The organism is Leucobacter sp. Psy1 (assembly GCF_020096995.1).
Lineage (GTDB): Bacteria > Actinomycetota > Actinomycetes > Actinomycetales > Microbacteriaceae > Leucobacter.
This window is the reverse complement of sequence record NZ_CP083692.1, coordinates 1,231,338-1,247,352: the sequence shown is the minus strand read 5'-3', so window position 1 is coordinate 1,247,352 and position 16,015 is coordinate 1,231,338. Positions and strand designations below refer to the sequence as shown.

General features: G+C 67.2%; 12 protein-coding genes. 7 read left to right on the top strand and 5 right to left on the bottom strand.

What is annotated here, in order from left to right; all coding sequences use genetic code 11:
- Window positions 1–5: 5 nt before the first annotated feature.
- The 3 genes from K8P10_RS05900 to K8P10_RS05890 form a co-directional block, all read right to left on the bottom strand.
- Window positions 6–2,078, bottom strand: a complete 2,073-nt coding sequence (locus K8P10_RS05900; protein ID WP_224780874.1) for a DUF6350 family protein — start codon at window positions 2,076–2,078, stop codon at window positions 6–8.
- A 78-nt stretch (window positions 2,079–2,156) separates the two neighbouring features.
- Window positions 2,157–3,998: a BCCT family transporter gene (locus tag K8P10_RS05895; RefSeq protein WP_224780873.1), complete on the bottom strand. Its 1,842-nt coding sequence runs from the start codon at window positions 3,996–3,998 to the stop codon at window positions 2,157–2,159.
- Window positions 3,999–4,188: 190 nt separating this feature from the next.
- Entirely contained in the window at window positions 4,189–4,845 is a 657-nt protein-coding gene (locus tag K8P10_RS05890) for a GntR family transcriptional regulator (RefSeq protein ID WP_224780872.1), read from the bottom strand.
- A gap of 158 nt (window positions 4,846–5,003) precedes the next feature.
- Here K8P10_RS05890 and glyA point away from each other — a divergent pair, with 158 nt between their 5' ends.
- The 7 genes from glyA (at window position 5,004) to K8P10_RS05855 (ending at window position 13,821) form a co-directional block, all read left to right on the top strand.
- Window positions 5,004–6,335 (top strand): serine hydroxymethyltransferase, encoded by a 1,332-nt coding sequence (gene glyA, locus K8P10_RS05885; RefSeq protein WP_305069242.1) that lies wholly within the window; start codon window positions 5,004–5,006, stop codon window positions 6,333–6,335.
- 2 nt (window positions 6,336–6,337) lie between these two features.
- Entirely contained in the window at window positions 6,338–7,555 is a 1,218-nt protein-coding gene (locus tag K8P10_RS05880; protein ID WP_224780871.1) for a sarcosine oxidase subunit beta family protein, read from the top strand.
- A 21-nt stretch (window positions 7,556–7,576) separates the two neighbouring features.
- On the top strand, window positions 7,577–7,867 hold the full coding sequence (locus K8P10_RS05875) for a sarcosine oxidase subunit delta (RefSeq protein WP_224780870.1): 291 nt from the start codon (window positions 7,577–7,579) through the stop codon (window positions 7,865–7,867).
- On the top strand, window positions 7,864–10,848 hold the full coding sequence (locus K8P10_RS05870; protein ID WP_224780869.1) for a 2Fe-2S iron-sulfur cluster-binding protein: 2,985 nt from the start codon (window positions 7,864–7,866) through the stop codon (window positions 10,846–10,848). The genes K8P10_RS05875 and K8P10_RS05870 overlap by 4 nt, the downstream gene beginning before the upstream one ends.
- On the top strand, window positions 10,841–11,476 hold the full coding sequence (locus K8P10_RS05865; protein ID WP_224780868.1) for a sarcosine oxidase subunit gamma: 636 nt from the start codon (window positions 10,841–10,843) through the stop codon (window positions 11,474–11,476). The genes K8P10_RS05870 and K8P10_RS05865 overlap by 8 nt, the downstream gene beginning before the upstream one ends.
- Window positions 11,477–11,537: 61 nt before the next feature.
- Window positions 11,538–12,401: a formyltetrahydrofolate deformylase gene (purU, locus tag K8P10_RS05860; RefSeq protein WP_224780867.1), complete on the top strand. Its 864-nt coding sequence runs from the start codon at window positions 11,538–11,540 to the stop codon at window positions 12,399–12,401.
- 82 nt (window positions 12,402–12,483) lie between these two features.
- A complete protein-coding gene (locus K8P10_RS05855; protein WP_224780866.1) occupies window positions 12,484–13,821 on the top strand; it encodes an MFS transporter in 1,338 nt (445 codons plus the stop codon).
- Between the two features lie 40 nt (window positions 13,822–13,861).
- Here the strand turns inward: K8P10_RS05855 and K8P10_RS05850 are convergent, their stop codons facing one another.
- A complete protein-coding gene (locus tag K8P10_RS05850) occupies window positions 13,862–14,671 on the bottom strand; it encodes an IclR family transcriptional regulator (RefSeq protein WP_224780865.1) in 810 nt (269 codons plus the stop codon).
- A gap of 85 nt (window positions 14,672–14,756) precedes the next feature.
- Entirely contained in the window at window positions 14,757–15,971 is a 1,215-nt protein-coding gene (fdhA, locus tag K8P10_RS05845; RefSeq protein WP_224780864.1) for a formaldehyde dehydrogenase, glutathione-independent, read from the bottom strand.
- Window positions 15,972–16,015: the final 44 nt, after the last annotated feature.

The following is a 16,015-nucleotide window of genomic DNA, read 5'->3' as shown; positions in this document are numbered from 1 at the left end:
TCAGTCTACCGCTTGCGCCCCGGCCACCGCCACATGCGTCGTCCAGTGCCGGCCTCGGGCCGAGGTGCGTCGTCCGGCGAGTCCCAGTCCGTGAATCCGTCGACCTGTGCGGTCTCCTGAGCGTCGGGGTCCGCAGGGGTTCCGGAGTCCTCACGAGGAGCGGCTCCGTCGAGGCGGTCGCGCGGCGCCTCCTCCCAATCGGTGACGGCACCGTCCCAGGAGAACGCGGCGAGAATCGCTTCGGCCTCCGAGTCGCTCACCCGCAACTCGTCCTCAGTGACGTCGTCCAGACGCTCCGGGAGGTCAGGCTCATCCGGAGCAGTCGCATCAGGCGCAGGCTCGTCGGATGCGGGCTCGTCGGTCTCGGAGTGGTCGGTACGAGTTTCATCGGCCTCGACTGCTTCTGACTCGACCGCTTCCGGCTCGACCCCTTCTGACTCGACCGCTTCCGGCTCGACCTCTTCGGTCGTCACCTCCGCGGTCTCGAACTCATCTGGTTCACGTTCGTCCGCGTCGACAGCTGCGTGTCCAGGACCGTCTGGCGCATGATCGGGTGTCCCGGGTTCCTCGTCCACCGGCGGCAGCTCCGGCAGGGCGTCGGCTTGCGCTGCGCCGGTGCCGGCTGTAGCGCCGCCGAACCCGAGGAATCCGGTGAGCCGCTCACGCGCACCTGCCCAGCGTGCTCGCACGCCCGGAGCGCGATCCGCGTTCGCGAGCGGCCCGTCGGCGTCGTCGGTGATGGCCGCGGCGAGTGCGTCTGAACTCCAGGGCTGCGTCTCCGCGTCGGTATCCGCGTTCCGGGAGGTAAGCGCCCGACGCTCCCCGCCGCGCACCAGCTCGACGACGGTCCCGATGCGAGCGGCGTCTGCGCGGCCGGCGACGACGCCGAGGAGCATCCCGGCCCCGATCTCGGCAGCGGCGATCCCTCCGGTCACCCACGGGTCCGGCCCAGCCTGCGCGAGCCGGTCCGGTCCCATCGCACCGCTCGCGAGCACGGCGAGGAGCACGACGGCGAGCCCGGTGAGGGCCGCGGCGAGCACGGGAACGACGACCGCGGCGCCCCAGCCCGCGCCGCGCAGCGTGGTCCGGCGGGCGGCGGCCACCCCGAGCGCGAGGCCGACGATGACGACGATCGCGGGCGCGACGGGTGCGAAGCTGCCCCAGCTCGGCGGAATCGCCCCCATGAGCGGCAGGGCGGGGATCGGGCCGACAAGGGCGTCGAACGGCGAGACTGACGTGCCGATGCCGACCGCGAACCCCGTTCCGACGAACCACGACAGCGACCAGATCAGCGCCACGGGGAGGAACGCCAGCTGCACGACGAACAGCACGATCGCTCCGAGCGGGTCGAGCTGCAGATTCTGGGAGAGGGCGGTGATGTCGACGTAGCCGATGACGAGCGAGATCGTGAAGCCGGCTGCGGCGAGCGCTGCGAGACCTGCCAGCGCGCCGAGTGCGAGCCGCAGCACCTCCTGGGTTCTGACCGGGAGTGTTGAGGCGAGGATCGGCGACACGCGGTTCACCGTCAGTTGCAGACGCCTGACCGCGCGCGAGAACCATCGCTGGTCCGTGAGGCCGGCGCGCACGACGAAGGCGGAAAGCATGCTGATGGCGTAGATGAGTCCGAGCGTCAGCGGCGCGCGCCACTCGGGTTCGGGGAGAGCCCGGGCGACGAGCGGGAGGCAGGCGAATCCGACGGCCGCGAAACCGATGCCGCCGCCGATGACGCCGGCCGCACCCGATCCGCCGCGGGACGCGAATCTCCAGCCTGCGCGCATCGCGAGGAGAACGGTCACGAGTGAGATCCCGAGCGGTGCGAGGGACACCGGGAAGGCGAACGCCTCGCCGGGGAGGCCGAGACCCAGCGCGGCCTCGGCGGTCACCGACACCTCGAGCGGCACGCCGTGCGCCAGGAACCACACCGAGACGATGCCGCCGATCAGCTCTGCCGGCGTCGCGTCCAGTCCGAAGGTGATCACCCACATGAGGATCGCCGGCACCCCGATGAGTACGAACCCGGCGAGTGCGACGGCTCCCGCCTCGATCGCCGCGATCACGGCCGTCAGTGTGGCTCTCATCGCCTGGAAGTGTATCGCCTGGACCTGCGGGGTACCCGGCTCCGCGCCGAGAGACGAGCACCCCGCAGCAGCTATACCTCAGGTGCCGGATACTGGTGGTGGATCCTCGGGGTCCTCCTGCCGCTTGCCTTTCGCCTTCTCATCGGCATCCCGCTGCGCAGCCTCACTGGTGATGACCGTGATCTCGGTGGTGACCAGGCTGAAGTGGCCGCTATCGTGACGATCGACGCCCTCCGCCACGGACTGCTCCAGCAGTTCACGCGCCACGCGCCCCTGCAGCACGAGGGGGTCCCGACTGAGGTCTTTCCAGATGCCGATGCAGAGGAGCAGCATCACGAGGACGAACGGGAGGGCCGACACGATCGTGATGTTCTTCAGCCCGTTGAGCGCTGCTGCCGGATCCGATCCGCCGGCGAGCAGCATCACCGCCGCCACGGCACCGGTCGAGACGCCCCAGAAGATTACGGCCTTCTTCGTCGGCTCCTCGGCCCCGTGCTCACTGAGAGCCCCCATCACGATCGACGCGGAGTCGGCACCCGTGACGAAGAAGATCGCGATCAGGACCACCGTGACGACCATCAGCACCACGGCGACCCACTCGGGAACGGGCAGGCTTCCGAGCATGTCGAAGAGGATGAGGTCGAAGTTGATGTCGGGCGCCCCGTCGACGATGTTCGCGAGCGCCTGACCCATGTCGCCCGAACGCTCCGCACGCTCCTGGATGCCGATCGCCCCTCCCCCGAAGATGGAGAACCAGAGCAGTGTGACGCCGGAGGGCACGAGCAGCACACCGGTGACGAACTGGCGGATGCTGCGACCGCGCGAGATGCGGGCGATGAAGAGTCCGACGAACGGCGTCCACGACACCCACCACGCCCAGTAGAAGACCGTCCAAGAGGAGAGCCAGCTCGCGAGCGCATCGTCGCCCGTCGCCGCCGTCCGAGACGCCATCTGCGGTAGGTCGCCGATGAATGAGCCGACCGCGTTCGGAATCACGTTCAAGATGAACAGCGTCGGTCCGCCGATGAAGACGATAAGGGCGAGGATCACGGCCAGCACCATGTTGATGTTCGAGAGCCACTGGATGCCGCGCTCGATCCCCGAGACCGCCGACGCCACGAACATGGCGGTGAGGACCGCGATGATGACGACGAGGGTGACGGAGCCGACCTGATCCATGATGCCGGTGGACTGGATTCCGCCTCCGATCTGCAGGGCACCCAGTCCGAGCGAGCACGCCGAGCCGAACAGCGTGGCGATGATCGCGAGGATGTTGATGATCCGTCCGCCCCAACCGTTGACGACCCGCTCACCGAAGATCGGCGTGAACATGGACGAGAAGAGCTGGGACCGGCCGAGCCGGAAGCTGCCGTAGGCCATACCGAGACCGACGATGGCGTACATCGCCCACGGAAACAGCGTCCAGTGGAAGAGGGTCGTGCCCATCGCCGTGCTGAGGGCGGCGTCGGTCTGCCCTTCAACCGTGCCTGGTGGGGGCGACATGTAGAAGAAGAGCGGCTCGCCCACACCGTAGAAGACCAGTCCGATCCCCATGCCCGTCGCGAACATCATCGAGATCCAGGAGACGGTCTTGAACTGCGGCTTCTCACCGTCCTTGCCGAGGGGGATGCGACCGAAGCGTCCCGCGGCCACAACGAGCACGAACACCGTGAAGACCGACGCTGCGATGACGAAGAGCCAGCCCGTGTTGGTGATCACCCAGTCGAGCGCGGCACTCGCGGTGCTGCCGAGGCCCGAGGGAGAGACGAACCCCCACACGATGAACGCGACCGCGAGGCAGCCGGCGAGCCCGAATACCCAGTAGTCGGTGCCTGATGACCGAGCCTTCGGCGCTTGCTCCTGTCTCGCGGAGCGCAGCTGGCCGACCAGCTCCTGTATCGAATCGTCGTTCTGCGTCATGGCATGTACTCCTCTTCGGACGACGAACCGCCGGAGCGGACGTCGGCGCGTGCTCGGGTCATCGTCGAACCGGGGGTGCACTCGCGCTGATATATCTTACGCACGCCGAAGCGCATCCAGACCGAAGAAAGTGCGCGGTCTCTCCGCAGAGTATGCTGCGAAGATTCCGCAGCGGCAGCGCTCGAGGGGTTTACAGCACCGTGCGGACGGCGCTGTCGAAGTGCCGCACGTGCTCGGCGGCCAGGCGCTCGGCGCGGGACTCGTCACCGTCGAGGATTGCACGCATCAGGGCGACGTGCTCAGTAATGTGCTCCCGCATCGGCGGCAGGCGATCGAGCATCAGGCACCAGAGCCGCGTCACGAGGCTGTCGAGCCGGACGAGCATCTCCTCGAGATGCGGACTCTGAGACGCGCGGTTGATGAGCCGGTGCACCTCCACGTCGAACTCCATGAGGTGACGCGTGTTCTCGTCGTCCCCGAGAGCCTCGATGCGGGCGAGTGCCTCCGCAAGAGCCGTCGCGACGGATCCTCCGCCATTCGCAGCGGCACGTCGCGCCGCGAGCGGCACCAGCGCACCGCGGATCTCAGAGATCGTGGACAGTTCCGTGAGATCCACGTTCGTGGCGAACGTACCGCGACGGGGAAACGTGACGACCAGGTGATCCGCTTCGAGCCGCTTGATCGCCTCGCGCAGCGGCGTGCGCCCGACCTCGAGCTCCTGCGCGAGGGCGGCCTCGACGATCGGCCCGCCCGGCTCGATATCGAGCAGGATCAAGCGATCCCTGAGCAGGCGATACGCGCGATCGGCCAGCGACTCGTTCGTCTGCTCCTCCACCGAGGTGATCATCCCGTGCTCTTTCCGCGTACTCGTCGTGAACGTCGCCGAATGGCGCTTGCGCCTGGCATACCCGAGACCTAGTATAGGTACACGGCTGATATATCAGTTGATGATTACCGGAGATCGTCTCGCCCCGCGCGAGACGAGCACATCGAACGGAGCGCAACGTGGCATTCCCTCCCCCGGTGGCGACGCAGTCCCTCACCAGGACCCTGGCCGACCTCGACCCCGAGGTCGCCGGCCGCATCGACCTCGAACTCGCGCGGCAGCGCGACGGACTCGAGATGATCGCGTCGGAGAACCACACGGCGCAAGCCGTCATGGAGGCGCAGGGTTCGGTGCTCACCAACAAGTACGCCGAGGGGTACCCGGGACGCCGATACTACGGCGGGTGCGAGCACGTGGACGTCATCGAGCAACTCGCGATCGACCGGGTCGCGTCGCTGTTCGGTGCAGCATACGCAAACGTGCAGCCGCACTCGGGTGCCCAGGCGAACGCCGCCGTCATGCACGCACTCATCCGACCCGGTGACACGATCCTGGGCCTCGATCTCGCGCACGGCGGCCACCTCACCCACGGAATGAAGATCAACTTCTCGGGCAGGCTCTACAACGTCGCAGCATACGGCGTCACCGAGGACACCCTGACCATCGATATGGACGAGGTCGAACGCCTCGCCCATGAGCACCGCCCCCAGCTCATCGTCGCCGGCTGGTCCGCCTACCCGCGCCAGCTCGACTTCGAGCGGTTCCGTGCGATCGCCGATGCCGTCGGCGCCTTCCTCATGGTCGACATGGCCCACTTCGCCGGACTCGTCGCCACAGGCCTCCACCCGAGCCCCGTCCCCCACGCGCACGTCGTGACCTCGACGACGCACAAGACGCTCGCGGGTCCGCGCGGAGGAATCATCCTCTCCAACGACCCCGAAATCGCGAAGAAGATCAACTCTGCGGTCTTCCCGGGCCAGCAGGGCGGACCGCTCGAGCACGTCATCGCCGGTAAGGCTGTGGCGTTCGGCATCGCCGCAGGTGCGGACTTCCGCGAGCGGCAGGAACGCACACTCGCGGGGGCCCGGATCCTGGCCGATCGGTTGTCCGCTCCCGATGTGGCGGCGCGCGGCATCCGCGTGCTCACCGGCGGCACCGATGTCCATCTCGTGCTCGTCGATCTGCGGGACAGCAGTCTGAACGGGCAGGAGGGCGAGGATCTGCTCGCACGGATCGACATCACCGTGAACCGCAACGCCGTCCCCTTCGACCCCCGCCCACCCATGGTGACGTCGGGCCTGCGCATCGGAACTCCGGCACTCGCCACCCGCGGCTTCAGCGAGGAGGCATTCGCCGAGGTCGCTGACATCATCGCGGAGACCCTCATCGCGGGGGCCGGAGACGGCGACGCAGATTCCAGCACGCTCGATGCCCTCCGCGACCGGGTGCGTGCCCTCGCGGACGCTCACCCCCTGTACCCGAGCCTCTCCACCGATGAGAACGGAGCCTGATCGTGGCCGACCTCCTCCCCGAGCACCCTGATTTCCTGTGGCGGAACCCCGAGCCGAAGCCGACCTACGACGTGATCATCGTCGGCGGCGGCGGGCACGGGCTCGCGACCGCCTATTACCTCGCCAAGCGGCACGGGATCACGAACGTCGCGATCCTGGAGCGCGGGTGGCTCGCCGGCGGCAACATGGCCCGCAACACCACCATCATCCGCTCGAATTACCTCTGGGACGAGTCGGCCGGGATGTACGAGCAGTCGATGAAGCTGTGGGAACAGCTTCCCGAAGAGCTCGAGTACGACTTCCTCTTCTCCCAGCGCGGAGTCCTGAATCTCGCCCACACGATGCAGGATGTGCGCGAATCGCGCCGACGCGTCAACGCGAACGTCTTGAACGGGGTGGATGCGGAGTACCTCGCCCCCCAGCAAGTGAAGGAGGTCTGCCCGATCATCAATATCGAGGACGACATCCGCTACCCAGTCATGGGTGCGACGTATCAGCCCCGCGCCGGCATCGCGAAGCACGATCACGTGGCGTGGGCGTTCGCCCGCAAGTGCGATGAGATGGGCGTGGACATCATCCAGAACTGCGAGGTCACCGGCTTCGTGAAGGAGGGGAATCGCGTCATCGGCGTGGAGACCAACCGCGGTCGGATCGGGGCAGGAAAAGTGGCGCTGGCCGCAGCCGGGCATTCCTCGGTGCTCGCCGACCTCGCGGGCTTCCGGCTTCCGATCCAGTCCCACCCTCTGCAGGCGCTCGTCTCCGAGCTCTTCGAACCCGTGCACCCTACCGTAGTGATGTCGAACCACGTCCATGTCTACGTTTCGCAGGCGCACAAGGGCGAGCTCGTCATGGGAGCGGGCATCGACCCCTACGTCGGCTACGGCCAGCGAGGCGGATTCCACGTGATCGAGGAGCAGATGGCGGCCGCCGTCGAACTCTTCCCCATCTTCTCGCGAGCCCACCTGCTCAGGACATGGGGCGGCATCGTGGACACCACCTTCGACGCTTCTCCGATCGTCTCGAAGACCCCCATCGACCAGCTCTACGTGAACTGCGGTTGGGGCACTGGCGGCTTCAAGGGGACCCCGGGAGCGGGACTGACGTTCGCGCACACGATCGCGCACGACGAGCCTCACGCTCTGAACGCCCCCTTCGCACTCGACCGGTTCGAGACCGGCCACCTCATCGACGAGCACGGCGCCGCAGCCGTCGCCCACTGATCCGAGACGAAAGGCACGCTCATGCTGCTCATCGACTGCCCGAACTGCGGACCCCGCGACGAGGTCGAATACCACTACGGCGGCCAGGCGCACGTCGCCTACCCCGAGGATCCCTACGCGCTCTCCGATCAGGAGTGGGCCGAGTACCTCTTCTACCGCGATAACCCGAAGGGCGCCTTCGCCGAACGCTGGCAGCACGCGGCCGGCTGCCGGAAGTGGTTCAATGCCGTGCGCGACACCGTGACCTACGAGTTCCTCGCCGTGTACCCCATGGGTCAGCAGACCCCCAACATCGAAGGGAGCGCACGATGACTGCCTCGCGCCTGTCCCCCGCTCACTCCCCCGGCCACGGCATCGACCGGGAAGACGCCTTCACGTTCACGCTCGACGGAGGCGATGTTCACGGGTTCGATGGAGACACCGTCGCGAGCGCTGCGATCGCCGCCGATCGGATCGCCTGCGGCCCGTCCCTGTACCTCGCGCGCCCCCGAGGCATTCTGACCGCGGGCGTGGAGGAGCCCAACGCTCTCCTCCACGTCTCCTCTCAGCAGAGCGGACAGCCCGCAGAGTCCATGCTGCCCGCCACCACCATCCACGCCTGCAGTGGACTCGAAGCGCGATGGCTTCAGGGTCTCGGGCGTCTCGACCCCGCGGGTGACGGGGCCGTGTACGACCATCGTCACGTGCACACCGACGTACTGATCGTCGGCGCGGGGCCGGCCGGCCTCGCTGCAGCTCGCGAGGCGGCGAAGACCGGTGCCAGAGTGCTGCTCATGGACGAGCAGCCGCTCCCCGGCGGAAGCCTGCTCTCCTCTCGGCCTGGCAGCGAAGACGGCGAGATCGATGAGCAGGACTCCGTATCTTGGGCGAGCGCGACCATCGACCGACTCGACGCACACGACGAGTTCACCTATCTTCCCCGCACCACGGCGATCGGCAGCTACGACAGCAACTACGTGATCGCCGTCGAGCGCCGCACGGCGCACCTCCCCGCAGCCGAACGCGAGCGGCTCGCCGCGGCCGGCGTCTCGCGGCAGCGCGTGTGGCACGTGCGCGCGCAACGCGTGGTCCTCGCCACCGGCGCGCACGAGCGCCCGATCGTCTTCGCGAACAACGACCGGCCAGGCATCATGCTTGCAGGCGCCGTACGCACCTATCTCAACCGGTACGCCGTCGCTCCGGGTTCGCGCGTCGTCGTCGCGACGACGAACGACGCGGCATACGCACTGGTCGAAGACCTGATCGACGCCGAACTGCAGGTCGCCGCAGTCGTCGACTCCCGCCCTGAGGCGTCGGCGCGCGCCGATGCCGTGCTCGCGGAGACCGGTGTCCGCGGCATCTTCGGCTCCGCCGTGGTCGACACCGCCTCGGCGTCAGACTCGGTCCTGTTCGACACCGCAGCGGAAACCGATGGCAGGCTCTCAGCAGTAGTCGTCTCGGCTCTCGACGCTGCTGGTCGGCCGGTCGGCGAGCACGAAGAACTCCACGCGGACCTGCTCGCCGTCTCGGGCGGGCACTCCCCCGTTCTGCATCTGCACACGAACCGGCAGGGTCTGGTGCGGTGGGACGACCACCTCGCGGCGTTCGTGCCAGAAGCCCCGGTCAACAACCAGGCCGTCGTCGGATCGGCGAACGGCGCGACCAGTCTCGCGTCCTCTCTCAGGGAGGGTGCCGAGGCCGGTCACCTGGCAGCTCGCGATCTCGGGTACACCGCTCCACTCGTCGTGCCCTCCGCTTCGGACGTGATCCCCGACGCGGCAGTCCGCCCGCTGTGGATCGTGCCGGCACGCGGCGCCTCGCTCGAGTCGGCCGCGGCTGACGAATGGCGCACTCACTTCGTCGATCTGCAACGCGACCAGACGGTCGCCGACGTGCTCCGCGCGACGGGCGCAGGCATGCGTTCGCCGGAGCACATCAAGCGCTACACGTCGATCTCGACGGCGAACGACCAGGGGAAGACGTCGGGCGTCAACGCCATGGGAGTGATCGCGGCCGTGCTCAACTCCCAGGATCCTTCCGCGGTCGGCACGACGAAGAACCGGCCACCGTACACCCCGGTGCCGTTCGTGGCGCTCGCGGGTCGACGCCGTGGTGAACTCTTCGACCCGGCGCGCGTGACCAACATTCACCCATGGCACGTCGCACACGGTGCGCTGTTCGAAGACGTCGGGCAGTGGAAGCGGCCGTGGTACTACCCGCAGGACGGCGAGGACGTGGATACGGCCGTCCTGCGCGAGTGCGCGGCTGTGCGCGAGTCGGTCGGCTTCCAGGACACCTCGACTCTCGGCAAAATCGAGATCCGGGGCGCCGATTCCCCCGAGTTCCTCAATCGGATCTACACCAACGGCTTCGCGAAGCTCAAGGTGGGTCAGGGCAGGTACGGACTCATGTGCACCCCGGACGGCATGCTCTTCGACGACGGCGTCACCATGCGGTTCGCCGACGACCGCTACTTCATGACGACGACGACCGGCGGTGCCGCCAAGGTCCTCGACTGGCTCGAGGAGTGGCACCAGACCGAGTGGCCCGAGCTCGATGTCTGCTTCACCTCGGCGACCGAGCAGTACAACGTCGTCGCGGTCGCCGGGCCGAAATCCCGCGCGGTGATCGGGAAGATCGCCCCCGACATCGACGTCTCCAACGAGGCATTCCCGTTCATGGCGTACCGGGAGACCACGCTCGCGAACGGCGTGCCGGCGCGGATCGCCCGCGTGTCCTTCTCGGGAGAGCTCGCGTTCGAGGTCTACGTCGACAACTTCTACGGTCTCTCGACGTGGGAACTCATCGCGGAAGCCGGTGCGGAGTTCGACATCACCCCGTACGGCACCGAGACGATGCACGTGCTCCGCGCCGAAAAGGGACTCGTGATCATCGGCCAGGACACCGACGGCACCGTGACGCCGCAGGACGCCGGCATGGAATGGGCGGTCTCGAAGCTCAAGGACTTCGTCGGGAAGCGATCATACTCGCGTGACGACAACATGCGCGCGAACCGGAAGCACCTTGTCGGAGTCGTCCCGGTCGACCGGGAGACACGCCTCGACGAAGGCGCACAGCTCATCGTCTCGGGCACCCCGGTCACTCCCGAGGACGGACCGGTACCCATGATCGGCCACGTGACCTCCTCATATCTCTCGGCCGCGCTCGGCCATCCCTTCGGACTCGCCCTCATCGAGAATGGTCGCGAGCGCGCCGGTGAAATCGTGCAGACCCCGAAGGATGGCCGCCTCATCGACGTCGAGATCACCCCGCAAATCCTGTTCGACCCCGAAGGGAGCCGTCGCGATGGCTAACACCACCCACCTCGATCAGCTGCGCCGCTCACCCGCAGCCGGCCTCGCCGACGAGATGTCGGCCGCAGAGGTCCCCGGAGTCGTTGCGGTGCGCGAGATCGCGTTCGCACCCCAGCTCGGCGTGCGAGCGCGGCCTGGCTCCGCTTCGGCCGAACGGGTGGAAGAGAGTCTCGGCATCGTTCTGCCGACGTGGTGCGGGCAGACCACGGGAGACGCTCACGGACTCCATTGCCTCTGGCTCTCACCCGACGAGTTCCTGGTCATCGACGTCTCGCGCCGTCAGGAGCCCGGAGAGGCCGATGCGGCAGCGGCGACCCTCGAAGGACTCCCGGGTCAGGTCATCGACCTCTCGGGGAACCGGACCATCATCGAGCTCTCCGGCAGCGAGGCCAGAGCGGTGCTCGAGAAGGGCTGCCACGTCGACCTCCACCCCCGCGCCTTCCAGGTCGGACAGGCGGTGCAGACACTGCTCGGGACGATACCCGTGATCATCCACCGAGCGGAGCACAACGCCTTCCGCATCCTGCCCAGGTCATCGTTCGCCGAATACACCGTGCTCTGGCTCATCGACGGCATGCGCGAGTTCCGCGCCTCCGGCTTCGCCACTCGGGGCCTCGGCGGGGCGTAGACCGGACCGGGTTCCCGCGCGCCCCTCACCTCTCTGACGACCTGACTTGCAAGGAAGCAACATGACCGCGAAGAACGAGTTCATTCTGACCTTTTCGTGCCCGCAGCGCACGGGTATCGTCCACGCACTGACCGGCGCGCTCGTGCACCACGACGGCGACATCATTGAACTCAAGCAGTTCGATGATCCGGTGACGCAGCGCTTCTTCTTCCGCGCGCACTTCGCCCTCACCGTCGCAGAGGCGGATGACGTCTCTGCGCTCGAGACCGAGTTCGGAGAGCTCGCCGAGACCTACGGGGCCGAGTGGGGTCTCAAGCCGGGCGACGTGCGACCCCGTGTACTCATCATGGTGTCGAAGTTCGAGCACTGCTTGAACGACCTGCTCTACCGTGAGCGAACCGGTGAGCTCCGGGCCGAGATCGCCGCCGTGGTCTCGAATCACCCTGATCACCGTCAGCTCGTCGAGTGGCACGGCATCCCCTTCTACCACGTCCCGATCACCGCTGAGACGAAGCCGCAGTCAGAGGCGAAGCTGCTCGACATCATCGACCGGTTCGAAATCGACCTCGTCGTCCTCGCCAGGTACATGCAGATCCTCTCGGATGACCTCTCTCGGGAGCTGACGGGCCGCGCCATCAACATTCACCACTCATTCCTCCCGTCGTTCAAGGGCGCCAAGCCCTACCATCAGGCTTACGAGCGCGGCGTGAAGACGATCGGAGCCACGGCGCACTACGTGAACCACGAACTGGACGAGGGACCGATCATCGCGCAGCAGGTGCAGCCGGTCGACCACACGTACAGTCCCGAGGATCTCGTGGCTGCCGGTCGCGACACCGAGTCGAAGGCGCTCGCCGAGGCCGTGAAGTGGCACTGCGAGTCCCGCGTCTTCCTGAATGGCGGACGCACCGTCGTGCTCCGCTGAGCCCGTCGGCCCCGCTCACCGTTCTCTGTTCAACTACTGGAGTCCTGACCATGATTCCTTCTTTCACCGAGGGGGTGCGCGCGTGAGCACGACGCAGCCTTCCTCCCTGCCCACGGCCACCGGCACGACTCCCTACGACGCCGCTCCCGTGAATCGCATCGTCGTCCTCGTCACCATCGCCTGCCTGGGCGGCATCTTCGTGGACGGCTACATTCTCGGCGTGATCGGAGGCGCCGTCGTCCCCGCCACCGATGAGCTCGGTCTTTCGTTGCTCGGGACCGGGCTGATCGCCGCGAGCGCGCTCATCGGCATCTTCATCAGCGGGCTCTTCTTCGGCCGCGTGGCCGACCGCTTCGGCCGCAAACGCGTGTTCTTCTGGAATCTCGTCGGCTTCACGGTGGTGTCGCTCCTGCAGCTGTTCGTCGTCGGCACCTGGGATCTCGTCGCGCTGCGTCTGGTGCTCGGCCTGCTCATCGGCGTGGAGTACGCAGTGGGCACCTCGCTGCTCGCTGAATTCGCTCCGGTAGCGAAGCGCACCGTGCTCGTCGGAGCGATCGGCCCATTCTGGTTCGTGGGATTCATCGCCGCCTTCGTCGTCTCCCACTTCTGGGATCCCGAGGCGTGGCGCTGGTTGCTGGCATCGAGCGCCGTCCCCGCGCTCATCGTCCTCCTCATCAGGCTCGGGATCCCCGAATCACCACGATGGTTGCAGAGTCAGGGTCGGGAGCGGGAGGCCCAGGAGATCGTCACCCGTCACTACGGCGACGGCTATACGCTCCACCCCGCCGTCGAATCGACGACCAGTACCACGCTGCGCGACTTCTTCGTGGAGAATGATTGGCGTCGGGTGTTGTACGCCGGCCTGTTCTGGTTCTGTCAGGTCGGTCCGCTCTTCGCGATCTTCACGTTCATCAACCCCGTTCTCGATGAGCTGGGGTTCAGCGGAGGCTTCGGCCTCGACCTCGTGATGAACGCGTTCCAACTCGCGGGAGCCGCGTTCGGGCTCTGGCTGCTGTACGTGATGACGCGGCGAGGGTTCGTCATCTGGACGTTCGGGATCCTCGCGGCCCTGCTGCTCTACCTCGGTCTGTGGGCCGACCAGCCACCCCTCCTGAAGCTCATCGTGTTCAGCGCGTTCGTCTTCATCATCGTCGCTTCGAACAGCATCCAGTACGTCTACCCGCCCGAGATGTTCTCGACGCGCTTTCGGAGTACCGGAGTCGGCTTCTCTGCGGCGATGAGCCGGATCGGCGCTGCGGGGGCCACGTACCTCTTCCCGCTCGCGCTCTCCGCGTTCGGCGCCAGCGGGACGCTGCTGCTGCTCGCGGCTTTCCCGATCGTCGGGTGGGTCGCTTCGATGCTCTGGGCTCCGGAGACCAAGCACGCAGCACTCGACACCCAGGTGGTACGGGTCCCGTAATCCGAATCACTGCCGACTGGCGTGCCGGGCCGCCTCGCTCTCAGAGGGTGCGGCGGCCCGGCGCCAGGTGGCCGAGCCGCCTCGCGAATTCATCGGCGAAGCCGCGCAGCCGAGCGGCGAGCTCCGGCAGGTCGTCCTCCGGCATGCGGAAGGCCGGTGCGGTGGCGCTGAGTGCGGCAATGACGGTACCGTCTCCGGCGAACACCGGAACCGCCACAGCGTTGGTGTGCTCCTGCCACTCCGCGAGCGCGCTCCCCCAACCCCGTTCTCGGATGCTGCGCAATTCGCTCCGCAGCGCCTCGGGGTCGACGATCGTGCGATCGGAGAATCTCACGAGCCCTGCGCTGCCCCGCTGCCACGTGTCCTCGTCAGCGTAGGCGAGCAGTGTCTTACCGGATGAGGTGGCGTGGCCCGGCGTGCGCTGGCCGACGAACTGGTCCCGCACGGCAACGCTGCTCGTGCCGGTCGTCTGCGCAATGTTCACGGCGTCCCCATCGACCAGGATGGCGACATTCGAGGTCTCGCCGATCGCTGCAGTCACCTCGTCGCAGATCACCTGTGACTCCCTGGCGAAGTCGACGCGGGTCGTAACCGCTCCAGCGATGCGCAGTGCGCCGCTGCCCAGCGCGTAGGCGCCGTCGGCGTCACGCGTGACGAAGCGGCGCCCCTCGAGCGTGCCGAGCAGACGGAAAGCGGTGGAGCGGTGGACGCCGAGCTCGCGAGCCACAGCGCTCACGGACTGCGCTCCGCCATCGGCGATGATCTCGAGGATGCGGAGAGCGCGATCCACCGCCTGCACCGGGCCTGCTTCACTCGCGGGATCTCCCGGCCCGGCGGCGTCGTCATGCATGCTCATCAGTCTAGGCCGGTCGTCGACTCAGAGACGCCGAAGGGGCCGTGTCGTCGCACGACACGGCCCCTCACGACGCTGAGACTCAGCGCTTGATCATCCCGTGCGGGTCGAGCACGAACTTCTGCGCCGCACCCTCGTCGAACGCGGCATATCCGGCGGGGGCTTCATCGAGCGAGATCGGCGTCGCATTGACGTTCTTCGCGATACTCACCTTGTCGTGCAGGATCGCCTGCATCAGCCCGCGGTTGTACTTCATGACCGGGCACTGGCCGGTCACGAATCGGTGCGACTTCGCGAATCCGAGACCGAACCGCATGGACAGCGATCCGACACGCGCCGCCTCATCCGCAGCACCGGGATCCTCAGTGACATAGAGACCGGGAATACCGAGATTGCCGCCGGCTCGGGTGATATCCATGAGCGAGTTCAGCACGACCGCCGGCTGCTCCTTCGCGGCATCGGCACCGTGTCCACGGGCTTCGAAACCGACCGCGTCGATACCGCAGTCGACTTCGGGCACCCCGAGGATCTGCTCGATCTGGTCCTTCGGATCGCCCTGACCCACGTTCACCGTCTCGCAGCCGAACGCACGAGCCTTCGCCAGACGATCCTCGTTGAGGTCACCGACGATGACCACGGATGCGCCCAGCAGCTGCGCCGATGTCGCTGCAGCGATGCCGACGGGACCCGCCCCGGCGACGTAGACCGTCGAACCGACGCCCACCCCCGCGCCGACGGCTCCGTGGAAGCCGGTCGGGAAGATGTCCGAGAGCATGGTGAGGTCGAGGATCTTCTCGAGCGCCTGGTCGCGGTCAGGGAATTTCAGGACGTTCCAGTCCGCATAGGGCACGAGCACGTACTCGGCCTGGCCGCCCACCCAGCCGCCCATGTCGACGTAGCCGTACGCGGAGCCCGGGCGGTCCGGATTCACGTTCAGGCAGATGCCGGTCTGGCCCTCCTTGCAGTTGCGGCAACGCCCGCACGAGATGTTGAACGGTACCGAGACCACGTCGCCGACCTTCACAAACTCGACGTCGCGACCGACCTCGACCACCTCGCCCGTGATCTCATGACCGAGCACGAGCCCCTCGGGGGCGGTGGTGCGACCGCGCACCATGTGCTGGTCGGACCCGCAGATGTTGGTGGCGATGGTCTTCAGGATCACGCCGTGGTCGACGCGACGCCCGACGTTCGCCGGGTTGACCCCGGGACCGTCTTTCAGCACGAAATCCGGGTACTCGGTGTCGATGACCTCGACTTTGCCCGGGCCCGCGTAGCTCACTGCCTTGTTGCTCATCGGTGACTCTCCTACTTCGTTGTGGGAAATGATTCCTCGCTCGA